This window comes from Blastochloris tepida (assembly GCF_003966715.1).
GTDB classification, from domain to species: domain Bacteria; phylum Pseudomonadota; class Alphaproteobacteria; order Rhizobiales; family Xanthobacteraceae; genus Blastochloris; species Blastochloris tepida.
This window is the reverse complement of sequence record NZ_AP018907.1, coordinates 3903515-3922461: the sequence shown is the minus strand read 5'-3', so window position 1 is coordinate 3922461 and position 18947 is coordinate 3903515. Positions and strand designations below refer to the sequence as shown.

Below are 18947 nucleotides of genomic sequence, written 5' to 3'. Positions count from 1 at the left end.
GCCCCGCCGAGCGCGGGGCGGGCTCGCGCTCCGCCGGCGGCAGAGCCGAGCTGTGGGGGATCAGACTCCCGGGTCGAGCTGAGCCTTGGCGGTCTCGAACGCCCAGTCGAGCCAATCGGTGAGCGCCGCGACATCGGCGGTCTCGACCGTGGCGCCGCACCAGATGCGCAGGCCGGGAGGGGCATCGCGATAGGCGCCGATGTCGAGCGCCACCTTCTCCTTCTCCAGCGCCGAGACCATCGCCTTGGCGAAGGCCGCCTGCTGCTCGTTCGACAGCGCCGCCACGGTGGCATCGACCACCTTCAGGCACACCGAGGTGTTGGAGCGGATCGCCGGATCGCCGGCCAGGAAATCGACCCACTCGGTCTTCGCCACCCAGTCGGCGATCGCCTTGGTGTTGGCGTCGGCGCGGGCGATCAGACCCTTGAGGCCGCCGACCGACTTCGCCCACTCCAGCGCGTCGAGATAGTCCTCGACCGCCAGCATCGACGGGGTGTTGATGGTCTCGCCCTCGAAGATGCCCTCGATCAGCTTGCCGCCGGAGGTGAGGCGGAAGATCTTCGGCAGCGGCCAGGGCGGGGTGTAGCTGGTGAGGCGCTCGACCGCGCGCGGCGACAGGATCAGCATGCCGTGGGCCGCCTCGCCGCCCAGCACCTTCTGCCAGGAGAAGGTGACGACATCGAGCTTGTCCCAGGCGAGATCCTGGGCGAACGCCGCCGAGGTGGCGTCGCAGATGGTGAGGCCCTCGCGATCGGCGGCGATCCAGTCGCCATTGGGAACGCGCACGCCCGACGTGGTGCCGTTCCAGGTGAAGACGACGTCGCTGGTCTTGGTGTCGACCTTGGCGAGGTCGACGATCTGGCCGTAGCCGGCCTTCAGAGTCGTGACGTCCTTCAGCTTGAGCTGCTTGACGACGTCGGTGACCCAACCTTCGCCGAAGGATTCCCAGGCCAGCATGGTGACCGGGCGGGCACCGAGCAGCGACCACAGCGCCATCTCGACCGCGCCGGTGTCCGAGGCCGGCACGATGCCGATGCGATAGCCGGCGGGAACGCCAAGGACCTCGCGGGTGAGGTCGATCGCGCGCTTGAGCTTGGTCTTGCCGACCTTCGCGCGATGCGAGCGGCCCAGCGCCGCGTCTTTCAGGGCTTCGAGGGACCAGCCGGGGCGCTTGGCGCAGGGGCCGGACGAGAAATGCGGAACGGCCGGCCGCACGCCGGGCATCGTCGTCGTCATGGTATCCATCCTCTCAGATGGGCGCCTCTCGTTGGGGAGAGGTGTCCCGCGCGAGAGGCTACGCCAAGACGATGCCGCGGTCAAGGCGCGGCCTGCCGATTCGGTGTGCAGGACCGTCAGTTGAGCGCGCCGCCAAACGGAAAGGCGCGGCCGAAGCCGCGCCTGCCCCTGCCGCCGGAGAGTGTGGCGGTCAGTCGATCATGTAGCGCACGCCGGCCCGCAGCTCGTGGGCCGTGACATTGTCGAGCCGGATTCTATCTGCGCCAGTCGCCACATCGAGGCCCGATTCCGGCTTGCCTAGATCGACATAGCGGTAGCCGATGTCGATCAAGGCGTGTGGCGACACCTGCACCGCGAAGCCGGCCATCACCGCCCAGGCGAAGTCCCAGTTGCTGCCGTCGGCGAACGCGTTGTCCCAACCGTCACGCCACTTGCTGGTGCCGTGATAGGCGCCGCCGAGGCCGCCGCCGATATAGGGCGTGATCCCCGACCAGGTGCCGAGATCGACATAGCCATTGACCAGCACCGACCAGTTGGTCTCCTCGCCAGTATAGACATTGCCGACCGTCGCGCCGGTGAACTGGCTCTGGAAGCGGTAGTCGGCGGTAATGTCGGCGCGGAACCAGCCGAACCGGTAGCCCATCCCGGCGCCGGCGAACCACGAATCCTCGAGCTTGGTGCTGGTGAAATAGCCACTGTTGGGCACACCGGCGGTGACGTAGTCGGCCGACACGCCGGCATAGCCGGTCCAGCCGATGTCGCCGCGCAGGTACCAGCCCGAGCCGTATTCCTCGAGCACCGGCGGCATCGGCGGTCGGGCGATGCCGAGATCGGCGGCGCGGGCTTCTCCGTGGCCGACGAGGCCCGCGGCAAGGGCGAGAGTGAGCAGGGACGCGCGCTTCATGGCAAGCTCCGAAGCACAGGGACGGGCGCCGGCTGCGGCGCCGCCCCAGGTCTGAGGATCGGGATCTGAGTGTCGGTATCTGAGGATCAGTATTTGCGGACGACCGGCACCTCGGCGCCGCCAAGAGCCCAGCGCACGGCGAACTTCACGTCGTGCGAGGTGATGTCATTGAACTCGGTCGGGTTGTACCACTGGTTGGTGCCGTCATAATTGATGACGTCGCCGGTCTTGCCGTCGCCGAGGCTGAGGTAGCGGTAGGCCAGCTCAACCGTGAAGCCCGGCGTGACGTGGTAGGCGAGGCCGGCGTAGAGCGCCCAGGCGAAGTTCCATTGCGAGTGGCTCGCCGCGTAGCCGCCGCCGTTGTTCACGACGTCGCGATCATTGAAATTGCTGATCGTCACCTCGGCAGCGCCGATGCCGGCACCGATGAACGGCGTGATGTTCCACCATGTGCCGACATCAAAATAGACGTTGGCCAAGTAGAGCCATTCCGTCTTCTGTGCGGTGTATTCGTTTCGGCCGCCGAACCCTGCCGAAGAAAAATAACTGTCGGCTGCACGGAAATCGGTCGGAGCGCGGTATTCGCCCGTCAGGTCGGCGCGCAGCCAGCCGTTGAACTGATAGCCGATACCGAGACCGAGCAGCAAGCCGCTGTCGAACGACCCGGCATCAAGGAACTCGAAACGGGTCGTGTACGGAGGATCCATCAGCATATTGTGGATCCGGTCCACCTGCTGATTTGTAATCCCGATGTCGCCGCGCAGGTACCAGCCGCCGAAGTCCTCGATGACCGGCGCCTTTTCGAGCAGAGCCGGCATGTCCGCAGCCTGGGCCGCCGCCGGTGCCAACGCCAGAACACCGGCGAGCACAACAACATTCGAGCTGTTCATCTCGCATCCATCCACATGGCAGGGCAACGGAATCAGCCAGCCCACACCGGTTTACGCACGAGACGCAGAATTGCAGCCAACCGTTAAAGACCACTTAACCTTAATTCTTAACCACGAAAATTTACTTGCAGAGATCGACTTTGATCTATCGGATTCCTCCAAAGGTTTATGCGGCAGCAAAATGCAATCTAAGGGGGAGATTGTGCCGAGCCGTTCCCGGCCACGCTGCCCGCAAGCCGCGCTCCAAACGCGAAGCGCCCGGTCCGACACCGCCGGACCGGGCGCTCGTGAGTTCGATGCAAAGAGACGGTTTCGGAGCGATCCCTCAGAGCGATCCCTTGGGGATGCCGGAAGCGGTCTGGCCGGAGCCCCAATCAGGCCGCCAGCGCCACCTTGCTCAGCGCGTCGATGACCTCGTCGACCACCGTCTCGACCAGATCGCGGTCGTCGCCCTCGGCCATCACCCGGATCACCGGCTCGGTGCCCGAGGGGCGGATCACCAGCCGCCCGGAATTGGCAAGGCGCGCCCGGGCGTCGTCGATCGCCGCCGTGACCAGCCCGCTCTCCAGCGGGTTGCCGTTGCTGTAGCGCACATTCTTGAGCACCTGCGGCAGCGGGTCGAACCGGTGGCAGATCTCCGAGACCCGCTTGCCCGAGCGCACCACCACGTCGAGCAGCTGCAGCGCGGCGAGGAGCCCGTCGCCGGTGGTGGCGTGGTCGGCCAGGATGATGTGGCCGGACTGCTCGCCGCCGAGATTGTAGCCGTGCTCGCGCATGCACTCGAGCACGTAGCGGTCGCCGACCGCGGTGCGCTCCAGCCCGAGGCCGATGCCCTTGAGATAGCGCTCCAGGCCGAGATTGGACATCACCGTGGCGACGATGCCGGGCTTGGCCAGACGGCCGTCCTGCAGCCAGCTCTCGGCGATCACCGCCATCAGCTGGTCGCCATCGACCACGTGGCCCTTCTCGTCGACGATGATGACGCGGTCGGCGTCGCCATCGAGGGCGATGCCGATGTCGGCGCGCATCTCGCGCACCTTGTGGCACAGCGCGTCCGGCTCGGTCGAGCCGCAGTCGCGATTGATGTTGAAGCCGTTGGGCTCGTCGCCGATGCGGATCACCTCGGCGCCGAGTTCCCACAGCGCGTCGCCCGCCACCCGGTAGGCGGCGCCGTTGGCGGTATCGACGACGATGCGCAGGCCGTTGAGCTCGAGATTGCGCGGCAGCGTGCGCTTGGCGAACTCGACATAGCGCGCCTGCACGCCCTCGATGCGGGTGGCGCGGCCGAGATCGGCGGACTTGGCGAGGCGCTTCTTCATGTCGGAATCGAGCAGCACCTCGATATTCTGCTCGACCTCGTCGGACAGCTTGTAGCCGTCCGGCCCGAACAGCTTGATGCCGTTGTCGTCGTAAGGATTGTGCGAGGCGGAGATCATCACGCCGAGGTCGCAGCGCATCGAGCGCGTCAGCATGGCCACCGCCGGGGTCGGCATCGGCCCGACCAGGAACACGTCGAGCCCGACCGACAGGAAGCCCGCGGTCATCGCCTGCTCGATCATGTAGCCCGAGAGGCGGGTGTCCTTGCCGATCAGCACCCGGTGGCGGTGATCGCCACGCCGGAACATGAGGCCCGCCGCCATGCCGACACGCAGGGCAAGGTCTGCCGTCAGCGTGCCGTTGTTCGCCTTGCCCCTGATTCCGTCCGTGCCGAAGTACCTGCGCGCCATGCGTCCCAACCCCTGATTGCCGGCAGACCCGATCGACTCGCCGGAACAGCGCTGTCATCCTACGCGGCAAAGGTGAATGTCAGGTCAAAATTCATTGCAGACCGTGTCAGCGCACGCCACGCGCGTCCCGCCGCCGCGGCCCACAGGTTGCGGCCTGACATCACGGCCGGGCCAAGGACCCGGACTGGCGACCGCGCGCCCGAGGGACGAGCCGGCGCGCCTCCCCCTCCCCGCGGCCAGCCGCGCATCGGCCGAACGGCCTTGTCCGAAAACGGCTTTCTCCGACCAACGGCGGAGGGGAGAGTGCCCCCGGCGGACCGGATTTCGTATGACTTGCCCGAATTGCTCCGGTAGATTTGCCGCAATCCGTTGCATCGGGAACATCTCAACCAAGACCCGAGCGACGCGCATCCCTGGGAGGAAGACATGTCTCATCCGGGTTCCCAAACCCCGCTGTGGCGGCCTGCCCCCGAGCGGGTGGCCTCAAGCAACCTCGCCGAGTTCATGCGCGCCGCCGAGCGGCGGGCCGGCCGGCCGATCACCTCCTACGCCGAGCTTCACGCCTGGTCGATCGCCGAGCGGGAAGCCTTCTGGGACCTGATCTGGGACTATTGCGGCGTGATCGGCGAGCGGGGCGAGCGTGTCCTGATCGACGACGCCATGCCCGGCGCCCGCTTCTTCCCCGATGCCCGGATCAATTTCGCCGAGAACCTGCTGCGCCGCAATGACGCCACCACCGCGCTGGTGTTCCGCGGCGAGGACAAGCTGGAACGGCGCCTGAGCTGGGCGGAGCTGAACGCGCTGGTGTCGCGCCTGCAGCAGGCGCTGGCCGCGGCCGGCGTCGGCGTCGGCGACCGCGTCGCGGCAATGCTGCCCAACATGCCCGAGGCGGTGGCGCTGATGCTGGCGACCGCTTCGCTCGGCGCGGTGTTCTCCTCCTGCTCGCCCGATTTCGGCGAGCGCGGCGTACTCGACCGCTTCGGCCAGATCGAGCCCAAGGTGTTCGTCTCGGCCGACGGCTACTGGTACGCCGGCAAGCGCATCGCGATCGGCGACAAGCTCGCCGCCATCGCCGCCGAGCTTCCCAGCGTCGAGCGGGTGGTGATCGTCCCCTATCTCGGCGAGGCCGGAGCGGTGGCCGCCCGCCTGCCCAACGGCTTGCCGCTCGCCGGCTTCCTCGCCCCGTTCGAGGCGCAGCCCGTCACCTATGTGCGGCTGCCCTTCGCGACGCCGCTCTACATTCTCTATTCCTCCGGCACCACCGGCGTGCCGAAGTGCATCGTCCATGGCGCCGGCGGCACGCTGCTGCAGCATCTGAAGGAGCACCGGCTGCACTGCGACGTCAGGCCCGGCGACCGGGTGTTCTACTTCACCACGCTGGGCTGGATGATGTGGAACTGGCTGGCCTCGGCGCTGGCCAGCGAGGCGACCATCATCCTGTTCGACGGCTCGCCGTTCTCGCCGACCCAGACCGTGCTCTACGACTATGCCCAGTTCGAGCGGGTGACGCTGTTCGGCACCTCGGCGAAATATATCGACGCCTGCAAGAAGGCGGGGCTCGACCCGGCCTCGACCCACAACCTCTCCGCCCTGCGGCTGATCACCTCGACCGGCTCGCCCTTGGCGCCGGAGAGCTTCGACTACGTCTACGACCACATCAAGAAGGACGTGCACCTCGCCTCGATCTCCGGCGGCACCGACATCGTCTCCTGCTTCGTGCTCGGCGATCCCACCTCGCCGGTCTATCGCAGCGAGATCCAGGCGGCGGGACTCGGCATGGCGGTCGACGTGTGGAGCGAGGACGGCCGCCCGGTGCGGGGCGAGCGCGGCGAGCTGGTGTGCACCAAGGCCTTCCCCTCGATGCCGGTAAAGTTCTGGAACGACCCGGACGGCACCAAGTACCGCTCGGCCTATTTCGACCGCTTCCCCGGCGTGTGGTGCCACGGCGACTTCGCCGAGTGGACGGCCAATGGCGGCATGGTCATCCACGGCCGCTCGGACGCCACGCTCAACCCCGGCGGCGTGCGCATCGGCACCGCCGAGATCTACGCCCAGGTGGAGCAGATCCCCGAGGTGATCGAGGCGATCGCCATCGGCCAGGACTGGGAACACGACGTGCGGGTGGTGCTGTTCGTGCGCCTCAAGGAGGGGGTCGAGCTCGACGACGGGCTGATCAAGCGGATCAAGGACAAGATCCGCACCGGCGCCTCGCCGCGCCACGTGCCGGCCAAGATCCTCCGCGTCGCCGACATTCCGCGCACGCGCTCGGGCAAGATCACCGAGCTCGCGGTGCGCGACATCGTTCACGGCCGCCCGGTGAAGAACACCGAGGCCTTGGCCAATCCGGAGGCACTGGCGCTGTTCGAGGGGCTGAGCGAGTTGGGGACGTAGGTGTCTTGCGCGCGCATCGCTCTCCCGTCACGGGAGAGCGATGAAGGCGTCCATATTGCCAATGCGTGAAGCGCGTCGCGTCGTCGTGGCCGGGCTTCGTCCCGGCCACCCAAATCCTAACCCCAGAGTCTAGATATGCGGCGGCTTGTCGATCCTGTGGCGGCTTGAGCGTCCGCCTGCCCGGATCAGTTCGAGGCCTGATTGAGCGCGGTGCGGCGCGGCGCCGAGGCGAAGCCGGGGCGGCCGCCGCGGGTGAAGTCGCACCACAGGCCGGGGACGCCCGCCAGCGTGCCGCGGAAGGTGCGGGCGCTGGTCTTGATCACATCGAAGCACGGCTCGAACGCCAGCCCCTTGACCGAGGCGCACACCGCGTCGCCGCGCACGCGCAGCGTGTCGCGCGGCAGCGTCACATAGCGTTCGGGCGCGTTGCCCTGCAGGCGAATGCGGCCGGAGACCGAGCCGTCGCCCTGCACCCGGCCCTGACCGGCGGTGCCGTCGAAGCAGACGAAAGCGAAGTGCCGGCCCACCACGAACTCGCGGGCCTGCTGGGCGTTCAGGTTCTCAGCCAAAGCCGGGGTCGCGGCGATGACGAGAGCAGCAGCGATGGCCGTGCGCAGCGACATGAGTTCCCCCTAGCCAGTTGATTCCACTCAGACCACAGCGCATCCGGCGATGCAAGGCCCGGGCCGCCCGAGCGGGCGCGGCCAAGTTGTAGCCGCAGGGTGCAACGGCTTGGGAAACAAGCCGTTAATGCCGATGTGTCGAATGGGTCACACTCGTTCATCCTGATGTCATCCTGCCCGCCCTCGGCCGCGCCGGCTCGTCGGACCTCGCGGAACACCTGGACCGATCTTGCGGGCGCCCCACGGCCGCGCGCGGGCTGGACAGGCCGGCAGCGGCGTGATGACCTGATGCGGTTTCCGGCTGGTCCCATCGGGATGCCGGGGACGGCCTCGCCGCAAACCTTGTGACGGCGGGGCGCCGGACGCGGCCGGCAAAGGTGGAGTTGCGGGAGAACCGATGCTGCAGGGCTGGGTCGTCGTCACGCTGGCGCTGGCCTATATCGGCCTATTGTTCCTGGTCGCGAGCCTGGGCGACCGGCTGCGCCTGCGCGGCGTCGAGCGGCGCACCCGGCGCTTCATCTATCCGCTGTCGCTCGCGGTCTACTGCACGAGCTGGACGTTCTTCGGCTCGGTCGGCCTCGCCTCGCACGCCGGCTTCGACTTCCTGGCCATCTATATCGGCCCGATCATCCTGATCGGCTTCGCATGGCCGCTGCTGATCCGCGTGGTGCGGCTGGCCAAGGCGCAGAACATCACCTCGATCGCCGACTTCATCGCCGCCCGCTACGGCAAGAACCAGGCGGTGGCGGCGCTGGTCACCGTGCTCGCGGTCGTGGGCGCGGTGCCCTACATCGCGCTTCAGCTCAAGGCGGTGTCGGCGTCGCTCACCACCATGCTGGGCCACCTCGGCATCCACATTCCGGTCACCACGACGACCTGGATCGGCGACCTGTCGCTGTTCGTGGCGATGTCGATGGCGATGTTCGCCATCCTGTTCGGCACCCGCCACACCGACGCCACCGAGCATCAGGAAGGGCTGATGCTGGCGATCGCCACCGAGTCGGTGGTCAAGCTCATCGCCTTCCTGATGGTCGGCGCGTTCGTGATGTTCGTGATGTTCGACGGGCCGAGCGACCTGTTCGGTCAGGCCGCCCGGCATCCCGAGCTGGTGGCGCCGCTGAGGAAGGAGGATTTCGGCCCGGCCTGGGTGACCATGACGCTGCTGTCGTTCTTCGCCATCCTGCTGCTGCCGCGCCAATTCCACGTGGCGGTGGTGGAGAACAACAATGAGGACGAGATCCGCCGGGCGGCCTGGCTGTTTCCGCTCTATCTGCTGCTGATCAACCTGTTCGTGGTGCCGGTGGCGATCGCCGGCCTGATCAGCTTCCCCCCCGGCTCGGTCGACGGCGACATGTACGTGCTGGAGCTGCCGCTGTCGGCGGGCTCCGACACCGTCGCGCTGATCGCCTTCATCGGCGGTCTGTCGGCGGCCACCGCCATGGTGATCGTCGAATGCGTGGCGATCTCGATCATGGTCTCCAACGGGCTGGTGATGCCGCTGATCCTGCGCCGCCGGCTCAATGCCGAGGCGTCGGCCGAGCCGCCCGCGGGCTTACTGCCGGCCAGGGTGCCGCGTCCCGGCGACATGACCCTGCTGGTGCTGGCGACGCGCCGCATCGCCATCATCGCCGTGCTCGCGCTGGCCTATCTCTATTACCGCAATGCCGGCACCGGCCAGCTCGCCCAGATCGGCCTTCTGTCGTTTGCCGCGGTGGCGCAGTTCGCGCCGGCCTTCTTCGGCGGCCTGTTCTGGCGCGGCGCCAATGCGCGCGGCGCCATTGCCGGCCTCGTCGTCGGCACACTGGTGTGGGCCTACACGCTGCTGCTGCCGAGCTTCGCCGATGCCGGCCACCTCGACCCCTCGATCCTGACCGAGGGACCGTTCGGCCTGTTCTTCCTCAAGCCGCAGGGGCTGTTCGGCCTGGAGCTCGACCCCCTCACCCATGGCGTGCTGTGGTCGCTCGGCGCCAACATCGCCTGCTTCGTCTGCACCTCGCTGACCCGCCCGGCCCAGCCGATCGAGCAGCTGCAGGCCAATGTGTTCGTCGATGCCGAAACGGTGGCCATGAGCCACAGCTTCCGCCTGTGGCGAACCTCGCTCACCGTCGGCGAGCTGATCGCCACGGTGGCCCGCTACCTTGGCGAGGAGCGCGCACGACGGGCGTTCGAAAGCTTCGCCGATGCCCGGCGCATCCTGCTCGATCCCGACCGCGAGGCCGACATCCACCTGCTGCGCCATGCCGAGTTCCTGCTGTCGTCGGCCATCGGCGCCGCCTCCTCCCGCCTCGTCCTGTCGCTGCTCTTGCGCAAGCGCACGGTGTCGACCAAGGCCGCGCTCAAGCTGCTCGACGACGCCTCGGCCGCCTTCCACTACAATCGCGAGATCCTGCAGACCGCGCTCGACCATGTCCGCCAGGGCATCGCGGTGTTCGACAAGGATTTGCGGCTGATCTGCTGGAACCGCCGCTTCGGCGAGATGCTCGACATCCCGCCCGACATGGTGCGGCTCGGTGTCGGCCTCGACGAACTGGTGCGCGTCATCGCCGCCACCGGCGGTCTCGGTCCGGGCGAGATCGAGGCGATCGTCATCAACCGCGTCGAGCGCTACGCCGTCCGGCTGGAAACGGTGCAGGAGCGCCTGCCGGCCTCCGGCACGGTCATCGAGGTGCGCGCCAACCGCATGCCCGACGGCGGCACGGTGATGACACTGACCGACATCACCGACAGCGTGACGGCGGCCGAGACGCTGGAGCGCGCCAACGAGACGCTGGAGCGGCGGGTGCGCGAGCGCACCGAGGAGCTGACCCGGCTCAATATCGAGCTCAAGCGCGCCAAGGCGGTGGCCGAGGAGGCCAACTTCTCCAAGACGCGCTTTCTCGCCGCCGCCAGCCACGACGTGCTGCAGCCGCTCAACGCCGCCCGCCTCTACACCGCCGCGCTGGTCGAGCGGGCCGACGGCGAGAGCGAGAACGCCCGCCTGACCCGCAATGTCGATGCCTCGCTGGAGGCGGTCGAGGAGATCCTCGGCGCGCTCCTGGAGATCTCGCGGCTCGACACCGGCGCCCTCAAGGCCGAGATCTCGGTGTTCCGCATCAGCGACGTGCTGGCCCAGCTCGAGACCGAGTTCGCGCCGATGGCGGCCGAGAAGGATCTCAAGCTCACCTTCGTGCGCTCCTCGATCGCGGTGCGCTCCGACCGGCGGCTGCTGCGCCGGCTGGTGCAGAACCTCGTCTCCAACGCCATCAAGTACACCCCGCACGGCCGCGTGCTGGTCGGCGTGCGCCGGCGCGGCGGGCGCGCCCAGATCGAGGTGCACGACACCGGGCTCGGCATTCCGGCCTCCCAGCAGAAGCTGATCTTCAAGGAGTTCCAGCGCCTGGAGCCCGGCGCCCGGGCGGCGCGCGGCCTGGGGCTCGGCCTGTCGATCGTCGAGCGCCTCGCCGCCGTGCTGCAGCACCGCATCCACCTGCGCTCGGCCGCGGGCGAGGGCTCGACCTTCTCCGTGGAGCTGCCGCGGGTGGCCTCGCTGCCAGATCTGGCGCTGGCCTCGCCGCAGATCGTCCCCGCCACCCAGGCGCCGCTCGCCGGCATGTCGGTGCTGGCGCTCGACAACGAGCCGGCCATTCTCGACGGCATGGTGGCGCTGCTGTCCAATTGGGGCTGTCAGGTGGCCACCGCCACCTCGCTGGAGATGGCCCGCACGGCTTTGCGCGAAACCATGCCGACGCCCGACGTGCTGCTGGTCGACTATCACCTCGACCAGGGCAACGGCCTGGATGCGGTGGTGGTGCTGCGCTGGCGGCTCGGCGCCGAGACCCCGGCGGTGCTGATCACCGCCGACCGCTCGCCGGCTTTGCGCGAAGAGGCGCGCGAGAAGAACGTCCAGCTTCTCAACAAGCCGGTGAATCCGGCGGCGCTCAGGGCGCTGCTCGCGCGCTGGCGCATGGCGCGCCGGGCGGCGGAGTAGAGCCGTCTCCGCAACGGCGGGAACCGACTTTGCGAAAGCGAATGCGGCGGCTCACGCGGTTTCCGGGATCGCGAAACGGTCTCCCGGCGCCCTGCTCATCACACGCCCGTTACCCGGCGGCATGATCTGCGCCGGTTGTGGCGCGTATCTCCTGACGAAAACATGCGGCGCGCATGGTGCGCGGGACCGCTTTGTTCCCCGATTTGGAGTTCGCGCGATGCTGCAGAACGTCGCCTATTATTCCGCGCTGGTGCTGGAAACCGTGGCCGGCACCTTCGGCGTCCGTCTCTATGAGGAGCCGGCCTATCAGGTGGTCGGCCATGTCGGAGAGGACATCGAGATCCGCCGCTATGCGCCGCGTCTCGCCGCCGAGGTCGAATATCCGAAAACCGGCGGGCGCGACGGCGGCGACGCCTTCATGCTGTTGTTCAACTACATCGCCGGCGCCAATCAGGGCGCACCGGGCGTCAACAAGATCGCCATGACCGTGCCGGTGGAGATGCGCACGTCCGGAAAGGAGACGGACTCCGAAAAGACCGCCAAGGCCGAAAAGATCGCCATGACCGCGCCGGTCGAGATGGCGGAGAGCGGCAGTGCCGGGCGGATCCGCTTCTTCCTGCCGGCGAGCCTGACGGCCGAAACCGCGCCGCGTCCGACCGACCCTCGGGTGAAGCTCGTCACCGTGCCGGGCGAGACCGTTGCGGTGCGGCGGTTCTCGGGCGTCGGCTGGGAGATGGCGGAGCGCCAGTGGGAGCTTGTGAAGAGGCTCCGGGGCACGGCGTGGCAGCCGGCGGACGAGCCCTTCGCGCTCTACTATGACGGGCCGTTCACGCTGCCCTTCCTGCGCCGCAACGAGGCGGCGGTGGCGGTGAGCATGCGGAACTGAGCTTGAAACGGGCTCCGGCAGATCAAGCCGGAGCCCGTATCCACGAGAGAGTGGCGCGCCACGGATGACGCGGCGCGCGAACGCGGAAAGCCCGGTCAGTTGGGTGCGCCCTGCGCCGCCCAGTTGACCAGTTCGATCTTGGAGGCGGCGATCACCGCCTGGGTGCGGCTCTCCACCCCGAGCTTCTGCAGGATGGCCGAGACGTGGGCCTTCACCGTCGCCTCGGACACCGACAGTTCGTGGGCGATCTGCTTGTTGAGCAGCCCCTCCGACAGCATCATCAGCACCCGCATCTGCTGCGGCGTCAGCGACGACAGCCGCGCCACCAGCTCGCTGGTCTCGGGATCCGAGCCGGTCGCCAGATCGACGTCCGGCGGAATCCAGGCGCCGCCTTCCAGCACGGTGCGGATGGCAGTGCGCATGCCTTCCACCGCCAGCGTCTTGGGAATGAAGCCCGAGGCGCCGAACTCGACGCAGCGGCGGATCACCGCCGCGTCCTCATTGGCCGAGACCACCACCACCGGAATGGAGGGATACTGGCCGCGCAGATACATCAGCCCCGAAAATCCGCGCGCGCCCGGCATGGTCAGGTCGAGCAGCACGAGATCGACGCCGCTGTCGCGCTCGATCAGCGCCTGCAGCTCGTCGAACGTGCCGGCCTCGACCACCACCGCCTGCGGGAACAGCTTGCCCAAAGCCTCCCGCAGTGCACCTCTGAACAGCGGGTGATCATCTGCGATGACGACCCGATAACCGCTCGTATCCTCCACGCATTCCCCCGCTGGCCGACGACGCCCGCCTGTTGCCCGGACGTTGACGCGGCAATTCACGACATCCGGCGCCTGCAGCCGGAATTTCGTCTTCCGGTCGCCGAACAGCCTGTTCCCGAAGAAAGAGGTTCGGCAGGTCCGCTTCCGCGGCTCACGACGTGATCGCCCGGAAATCGTTCACATTGTCAACCCACGGACCTGCGAGTGCAAGGTGGCTTGAAACCGCTGGCGGGCTTCAGCACAAGTCCGTTTCGCAACCAGTCCGCCGGCAACCGTTTCCGGCAACAACCGCCGGCGGTGGATGCCGCCGCCACACCCGCACCCGGCATCATCCCGAAGGGATAGACCGGAACCCGTCTCACGCACCCATGGCCTGCAGCACCACCTCGCGCCGGTGCGCCCGCGCCCGGTGCTCGACCACATAGACCCCCTGCCAGGTGCCGAGCGCAAGCCGGCCGCCGACGATCGGGATGCCGAGCGAAGTGCCGGTGAGCATGGCCTTGATGTGCGCCGGCATGTCGTCCGGCCCTTCGCTGCGATGGATCCAGCCGGCGTTCTCCGGCGCCAGCCGGTCGAGCGCGGTGAGAAGGTCGGTGCGCACGTCCGGATCGGCGTTCTCCTGGATGGTGAGCGATGCCGAGGTGTGGCGGCAGAACACGGTGAGAAGCCCGTCGCCGAGCCCGGCATCGGCGACGAAGGCGGCAAGCTCGGCGGTGATCTCCACCAGCCCGCGGCCGCGGGTTGCGACCTCCAGCGTGGCCGAGGCCCAGCGCGCGACGTCACCGGCCGCAAGCGGGCCGCGACGGACAGGCATGCGCATCCTCCCTGCTGATGTCCACCGGCGCGTGCACCGCCTGCGCGAAACCGCGTGCCGCTCTCCCCGTCAGGTTATAGACTTTGCGCGCCGGACCGACAGCGGCCCATGCTGCCATCCCCGATCAGGATTCCCACCACCCAGACATCGCCCCCGAGACATCGCCAGCCGAGCCCCCGCCAGCCGAGACCCCGCCCACCATGTCCGCACTCATCTTCCCCGATGCCTCCGTGTTCACCGATGCGGCGATCAGCCTCGACACCCGCGCCCTCAACACCACCATCGTCGACAAGTTGACCAGCCTGCCCGACCCCTGGACCTTTCCGCCCGCGGTGATCCGCGAGCGGCGGGCGCGCGGGCTCGGGCCCTTCCCGCTGGCGCCCAAGAGCCCCCGCGCCGAGACCATCACCATCAAGGGGCCGGGCGGCAATGTCGGGCTGCGGATGATCGCCCCGCGCGGCCAGCCGCGCGGCATCTATCTGCACATCCATGGCGGCGGCTGGACGCTCGGCGGCGCCGACCAGCAGGATCCGCAGCTCGAACGCATCGCCGATTATGCCGGCTTCGTCTGCCTGTCGGTGGAATACCGGCTGGCGCCCGAGCACCCGCATCCCGCCGGCCCCGACGATTGCGAAGCCGCGGCCCTGTGGGTGGTGCGCGACGGCATCCGGCGGTTCGGCACGAACCGGCTCGCCATCGGCGGCGAATCGGCGGGCGCGCACCTGTCGGTGGTCACCATGTGCCGGCTGCGCGACCGGCACGGCCTGCGCCCGTTCCGCGGCGCCAATCTGGTGGCCGGCTGCTACGATCTGGCGCTGACGCCAAGCGCCGCCAATTGGGGCAGCGAGAAGCTGGTGCTCAACACCCGCGACATCCGCATGTTCGTGCGCTGCTTCCTGGCCAATGGCGGCAGCCTGCTCGACCCCGACATCTCACCGCTCCGCGCCAACCTCGCCGGCCTGCCGCCGGCCCTGTTCACCGTCGGCACCCGCGATCCGCTGATCGACGACACGCTGTTCCTGGCCGCGCGCTGGGCGGCGGCCGGCCACCGCGCCGAGCTCGCCGTCTATCCCGGCGGCTGCCACGCCTTCACCTATTTCGAAAGCGACATGACCGAGGACAGCCTGGCGCGCAGCGAATCCTTCCTCGCCGGCCTGGGGTGAGCGGCAGCCCAAGCAGGCACCGCAGGAATCGCAGGAATCGCAGGAATCGCAGGAATCGCAGGAATCGCATCATACGGTTTCCGGCTGATCAAGCCGGAGAACCGTATGCCGTTCTCCGAAAAATCCTCATCCGATCAAGGGTTTTTCGGCAAGATCGTTTCCGGTATCCCGAAGGGATCAACCGGAAACCGTATCAGATCCTCTCCGGCGCCGACTGGGGCTGCGACTGGGGTGGAGACGGCGGCGGGGCGTCGGGCCGCAGCGTTTCCACCATCGACATGAACCGCCGGAACACCCGCTCGACGAAGCTCATCACCCGGTCGACCTCGGCGTCGCTCGGCAGGTCGCGGCCCAGCCCCTGGCCGGGGGGCGGCTGCGGCGGGCGCTGGGCGTTGGGCACGTCGCCCGGCGGCACCGGCGGCGGGCCGACCCGGCTCTGCTCGATCTGGCGCTCCAGGTTCGCCACCCGGGCGGCGAGGCGCTCATTCTCGGTGGCGAGGCGGGTGATCTCGGCCTGCAGCGCCGCCCGGTCGTCGGCCACCGCCTCGCAGGTCCAGCCGGCGGTGCGGCGCGCGCAATGCGAGACGTCGCCGGTGCGGGTGTCGAGCCGCATTACCCCGCCCTCGACCGGCGCGAAGCTGAAGCGGCCGGGCTCGTTCGTCCCCGGCGGCTGCTCGGCCGGGGCCATGATCTGCGGCACGCTCTGCGGCGCCTGCGCCATGGCCGGCACCGGACCGACGACCGCCAGTCCGGCGAGCGGCAGGCCCATCGCCGCCATGCGAATCGAAAGCCGACCCGTCATCGCGCATCCTCCCTGTTTCGCGCCCAATATGGGGCGCGGGTGATGGCAGCAGTAGGGTGGCGGACGTCAGCCGCGCGCGAATGGCCGCCGGCCGGAGGCCAGCGCGTCGGCCAGCAGGTCGAGCCGGTCCTGCCCCCAGAACACCTCGCCGCCGCGCACATAGGAGGGCGAGCCGAACACATCGAGGCTGATCGCCCGGCGCCCGTTCTCGTCATAGGCGGCTTTCACTGCGGCAGACTCGGCCTCTTCGAGCAGCGCCGCGCCGTCGAGGCCGAGCCCGCCGGCAATCGCAACAAGCGTTGCCGGATCGGCGAGGTTCTCGTCGCGTGCCCACACCCCTTCGAACAGCCGCTGCACAAGCGCGCCGGTGTCGGCATCGGCGGCGTCCGCCGCGATCACCAACCGGTCGGCGAGCCCGACATCGAACGGCCAATGCTTGGGCTGGAGATTGAGCGGCACGCCGCGCTTGAGCCGCCAGCGCTGCAGCTCGACCAGCCGATAGCGCTGGCGCACCGGATGGCGCTTGGCCAGCGGCAACCCGCCGGTCGCCTCGAACACCGGGCCGAGATGGACCGGCCGGAAAACCAGCCGCGCGCGATAGCGGTCGGCGATGTCGAGCAGGTGGCCGTGGCCGAGATAGGCCCAGGGCGAGACGAGCGAGAAGAAGTATTCGACGGTGTCGGGCATGGCGGCGGTCCGGAGCGCGGGGACGGGACGGCAGGCGCCGCCACTTTAGATCATTCTCGCCCGCAGCGCCGGTCGAGGAACCACAACCTCCGCGCCGCTCCCTGCCCTCACTGGCTGGCCCACAGGATGCGGGCGATCCAGGCGACGTCCTCGCGGCCGTAGCTGAGATCGGCGTGCTCGGGATTGAGCGACTTCAGCTCCAGCGTCTTGGCGGACAGGCGCTTGAGCTCCTTGGCCATCACCTCGCCGTTCTTGAGCCGGACCACCACCCGGTCGCCCCGGCGCACCGGCGAATTGGGCGAGACGATCACCACGCAGCCGTCGCGATAGGCCGGGGCCATGGAATCGCCGGTGATCTCCAGCGCATAGGCGTTCTCGTCGCCGATCGCCGGAAACTCCACCGCGTCCCATCCGGTGCCGACCGGAAAGCCGGCGTCGTCGAAGATGCCGCCCTCGCCGGCCTGGGCAAGACCGATCAGCGGCACGGTGCGCCGCGTCGTCGAGATGCCCGACAGCAGCGACATGAAGGCATCGACGCTCTCGCCGGTCGCCGACAGGATCTTGGCGATCGACTCGGTCGACGGCCAGCGCGGCCGCCCGTCCGAGGTGATGCGCTTGGACCGGTTGAATGTCGTGGGGTCGAGGCCGGCCCGCTTGGCCAAGCCCGAGGTCGACAGGCCGTGCCGTTCGGCGAGCTTGTCGATTGCGGCCCAGATCTCCCCATGGGTCAGCACGATTTCCTCCGAAACGACTTCTTGGCTTTCTTTCCAGTATAAGGACTTCCGTCTTAATGTCCACGCGCCGGGTGCGCTCAATGGGATTGTTGCCCTTTGAAAGCCCTTTTCATTCAATGAAAGTCCCCGCGGCATCTTCGAAATATCGGTCACAACCCTGGGAAATCCACAGCCCCACCGCCACAGCCAAGCCGGGTTCTGACGACCGTTCGGTATCCACTTTTGCGGAAAATGCTCTAGCGTGCGCCGCCCCCGCGCCCACGGAAACCGCACCGATGATCCGCCTTCTCGATCGCCTGTCCCGCCCGCTCCTGCTCGCCATGGATCCGGAGCAGGTCCACGCGCTGTTTCTGGCCGGGCTCAGGCTGGCGCCGCTGCCGAAGCCGGAAGCCGACGATCCGCGGCTGGCGGTCAAGGCGTTCGGGCTCAGCTTTCCCAATCCGCTCGGCGCCGCCGCCGGCATGGACAAGAACGCCGAGGTGCCCGACGCGCTGCTCCGGCTCGGCTTCGGCTTCGTCGAGGCCGGCGCGGTGACGCCGCGCCCGCAGCCCGGCAATCCGCGCCCGCGCGCCTTCCGCCTGCTGGCCGATCAGGCGCTGATCAACCGCTTCGGCTTCAACAATGACGGGATGGAGCGCGTGCGGGCGCGCCTTGCCGCCCGGGCCGGCCGCGGCGGGGTGGTCGGGCTCAATCTCGGCGCCAACAAGGATTCGGCCGACCGCGCCGCCGACTATGTGCGGCTGATCGCGGCATTCGCGCCGGTCGCCGACTACTTCACCCTCAACGTCTCATCGCCCAACACCCCGGGCCTGCGCGACCTGCAGGCGGCGGCCGCCCTCGACGACCTCGTCGCCCGCTGCGTCGAGGCGCGCGAGGCGGCGGCCCGGCGCCGGCCACTGCTGCTCAAGATCGCTCCCGACATCGATCTCGGGACACTCGACGCCATGGTGGCGGTGGTGAAGCGGCGCGGCCTCGACGGCATGGTGGTCTCCAACACCACCATCGCCCGGCCGGCGACGCTGAAGGACCCGCAGGCCAAGGAGGCCGGTGGCCTGTCCGGCCGGCCGCTGTTCGAACCCTCGACGCGCCTGCTCGCCCACACCTACCAGCGGGCCGAGGGTGCGTTCGCGCTGATCGGCGTCGGCGGCGTCGAGTCGGGCGAGACCGCCTGGGCCAAGATCGAGGCCGGGGCGACGCTGGTGCAGCTCTATTCCGGCATGGTGTTCAAGGGCCTCGGCCTGATCGGCGACATCAAGTCGACGCTGCTGGCGAAGCTCGCCGAGGGCGGATTTGCGCAAATCGCCGACGCGGTCGGCTCGGGCGCCGACCGTTGGGCCAGAACAAAATGAGCGG

General features: G+C 68.6%; 15 protein-coding genes. 5 read left to right on the top strand and 10 right to left on the bottom strand.

Features of this window, described 5'->3' with window-relative positions; genetic code table 11:
- Window positions 1-60: 60 nt before the first annotated feature.
- The 4 genes from BLTE_RS17780 to glmM form a co-directional block, all read right to left on the bottom strand.
- Window positions 61-1236, bottom strand: coding sequence for a phosphoserine transaminase (locus BLTE_RS17780; RefSeq protein ID WP_126401936.1), 1176 nt, complete (start codon window positions 1234-1236; stop codon window positions 61-63).
- Between the two features lie 190 nt (window positions 1237-1426).
- On the bottom strand, window positions 1427-2140 hold the full coding sequence (locus tag BLTE_RS17775; protein WP_126401935.1) for an outer membrane protein: 714 nt from the start codon (window positions 2138-2140) through the stop codon (window positions 1427-1429).
- An 86-nt stretch (window positions 2141-2226) separates the two neighbouring features.
- A complete protein-coding gene (locus BLTE_RS17770; RefSeq protein WP_126401934.1) occupies window positions 2227-3030 on the bottom strand; it encodes an outer membrane protein in 804 nt (267 codons plus the stop codon).
- Between the two features lie 374 nt (window positions 3031-3404).
- A complete protein-coding gene (glmM, locus tag BLTE_RS17765; RefSeq protein ID WP_126401933.1) occupies window positions 3405-4757 on the bottom strand; it encodes a phosphoglucosamine mutase in 1353 nt (450 codons plus the stop codon).
- Window positions 4758-5183: 426 nt separating this feature from the next.
- Here glmM and BLTE_RS17760 point away from each other — a divergent pair, with 426 nt between their 5' ends.
- A complete protein-coding gene (locus BLTE_RS17760; RefSeq protein ID WP_126401932.1) occupies window positions 5184-7148 on the top strand; it encodes an acetoacetate--CoA ligase in 1965 nt (654 codons plus the stop codon).
- 185 nt (window positions 7149-7333) lie between these two features.
- Here the strand turns inward: BLTE_RS17760 and BLTE_RS17755 are convergent, their stop codons facing one another.
- Window positions 7334-7771, bottom strand: coding sequence for a hypothetical protein (locus BLTE_RS17755; protein WP_174769551.1), 438 nt, complete (start codon window positions 7769-7771; stop codon window positions 7334-7336).
- A gap of 397 nt (window positions 7772-8168) precedes the next feature.
- Here BLTE_RS17755 and BLTE_RS17750 point away from each other — a divergent pair, with 397 nt between their 5' ends.
- Window positions 8169-11738, top strand: a complete 3570-nt coding sequence (locus BLTE_RS17750) for a hybrid sensor histidine kinase/response regulator (protein WP_126401931.1) — start codon at window positions 8169-8171, stop codon at window positions 11736-11738.
- A gap of 217 nt (window positions 11739-11955) precedes the next feature.
- Window positions 11956-12624: an SOUL family heme-binding protein gene (locus BLTE_RS17745; protein ID WP_126401930.1), complete on the top strand. Its 669-nt coding sequence runs from the start codon at window positions 11956-11958 to the stop codon at window positions 12622-12624.
- 95 nt (window positions 12625-12719) lie between these two features.
- Here BLTE_RS17745 and BLTE_RS17740 read toward each other — a convergent pair whose 3' ends face one another.
- Both BLTE_RS17740 and BLTE_RS17735 read right to left on the bottom strand, forming a co-directional pair.
- Entirely contained in the window at window positions 12720-13394 is a 675-nt protein-coding gene (locus BLTE_RS17740; protein ID WP_126401929.1) for a response regulator transcription factor, read from the bottom strand.
- A 358-nt stretch (window positions 13395-13752) separates the two neighbouring features.
- The gene (locus BLTE_RS17735) at window positions 13753-14214 is read right to left on the bottom strand and encodes a secondary thiamine-phosphate synthase enzyme YjbQ (protein ID WP_425290281.1); all 462 of its coding nucleotides are present in this window, start codon (window positions 14212-14214) and stop codon (window positions 13753-13755) included.
- 194 nt (window positions 14215-14408) lie between these two features.
- On the opposite strand from BLTE_RS17735, the gene BLTE_RS17730 reads away from it, so the two are divergent.
- A complete protein-coding gene (locus BLTE_RS17730; protein ID WP_126401927.1) occupies window positions 14409-15371 on the top strand; it encodes an alpha/beta hydrolase in 963 nt (320 codons plus the stop codon).
- 193 nt (window positions 15372-15564) lie between these two features.
- Here the strand turns inward: BLTE_RS17730 and BLTE_RS17725 are convergent, their stop codons facing one another.
- The 3 genes from BLTE_RS17725 to BLTE_RS17715 form a co-directional block, all read right to left on the bottom strand.
- Window positions 15565-16173: a hypothetical protein gene (locus BLTE_RS17725; protein WP_126401926.1), complete on the bottom strand. Its 609-nt coding sequence runs from the start codon at window positions 16171-16173 to the stop codon at window positions 15565-15567.
- A gap of 66 nt (window positions 16174-16239) precedes the next feature.
- The gene (locus BLTE_RS17720) at window positions 16240-16860 is read right to left on the bottom strand and encodes a 2-hydroxychromene-2-carboxylate isomerase (RefSeq protein ID WP_126401925.1); all 621 of its coding nucleotides are present in this window, start codon (window positions 16858-16860) and stop codon (window positions 16240-16242) included.
- A gap of 107 nt (window positions 16861-16967) precedes the next feature.
- Complete coding sequence (locus BLTE_RS17715; protein ID WP_126401924.1) at window positions 16968-17594, bottom strand: LexA family transcriptional regulator; 627 nt, start codon at window positions 17592-17594, stop codon at window positions 16968-16970.
- A 275-nt stretch (window positions 17595-17869) separates the two neighbouring features.
- Between BLTE_RS17715 and BLTE_RS17710 the strand changes: the two genes are divergently transcribed.
- Window positions 17870-18943: a quinone-dependent dihydroorotate dehydrogenase gene (locus BLTE_RS17710; protein ID WP_126401923.1), complete on the top strand. Its 1074-nt coding sequence runs from the start codon at window positions 17870-17872 to the stop codon at window positions 18941-18943.
- The last annotated feature ends 4 nt before the right edge of the window (window positions 18944-18947 follow it).

Coding starts and splice junctions, on each gene's coding strand:
- BLTE_RS17780 (WP_126401936.1), bottom strand. CDS start 1,236: ATGACGACGACGATGCCCGGCGTGCGGCCGGCCGTTCCGCATTTCTCG.
- BLTE_RS17775 (WP_126401935.1), bottom strand. CDS start 2,140: ATGAAGCGCGCGTCCCTGCTCACTCTCGCCCTTGCCGCGGGCCTCGTC.
- BLTE_RS17770 (WP_126401934.1), bottom strand. CDS start 3,030: ATGAACAGCTCGAATGTTGTTGTGCTCGCCGGTGTTCTGGCGTTGGCA.
- glmM (WP_126401933.1), bottom strand. CDS start 4,757: ATGGCGCGCAGGTACTTCGGCACGGACGGAATCAGGGGCAAGGCGAAC.
- BLTE_RS17760 (WP_126401932.1), top strand. CDS start 5,184: ATGTCTCATCCGGGTTCCCAAACCCCGCTGTGGCGGCCTGCCCCCGAG.
- BLTE_RS17755 (WP_174769551.1), bottom strand. CDS start 7,771: ATGTCGCTGCGCACGGCCATCGCTGCTGCTCTCGTCATCGCCGCGACC.
- BLTE_RS17750 (WP_126401931.1), top strand. CDS start 8,169: ATGCTGCAGGGCTGGGTCGTCGTCACGCTGGCGCTGGCCTATATCGGC.
- BLTE_RS17745 (WP_126401930.1), top strand. CDS start 11,956: ATGCTGCAGAACGTCGCCTATTATTCCGCGCTGGTGCTGGAAACCGTG.
- BLTE_RS17735 (WP_425290281.1), bottom strand. CDS start 14,214: ATGCGCATGCCTGTCCGTCGCGGCCCGCTTGCGGCCGGTGACGTCGCG.
- BLTE_RS17730 (WP_126401927.1), top strand. CDS start 14,409: ATGTCCGCACTCATCTTCCCCGATGCCTCCGTGTTCACCGATGCGGCG.
- BLTE_RS17725 (WP_126401926.1), bottom strand. CDS start 16,173: ATGACGGGTCGGCTTTCGATTCGCATGGCGGCGATGGGCCTGCCGCTC.
- BLTE_RS17720 (WP_126401925.1), bottom strand. CDS start 16,860: ATGCCCGACACCGTCGAATACTTCTTCTCGCTCGTCTCGCCCTGGGCC.
- BLTE_RS17710 (WP_126401923.1), top strand. CDS start 17,870: ATGATCCGCCTTCTCGATCGCCTGTCCCGCCCGCTCCTGCTCGCCATG.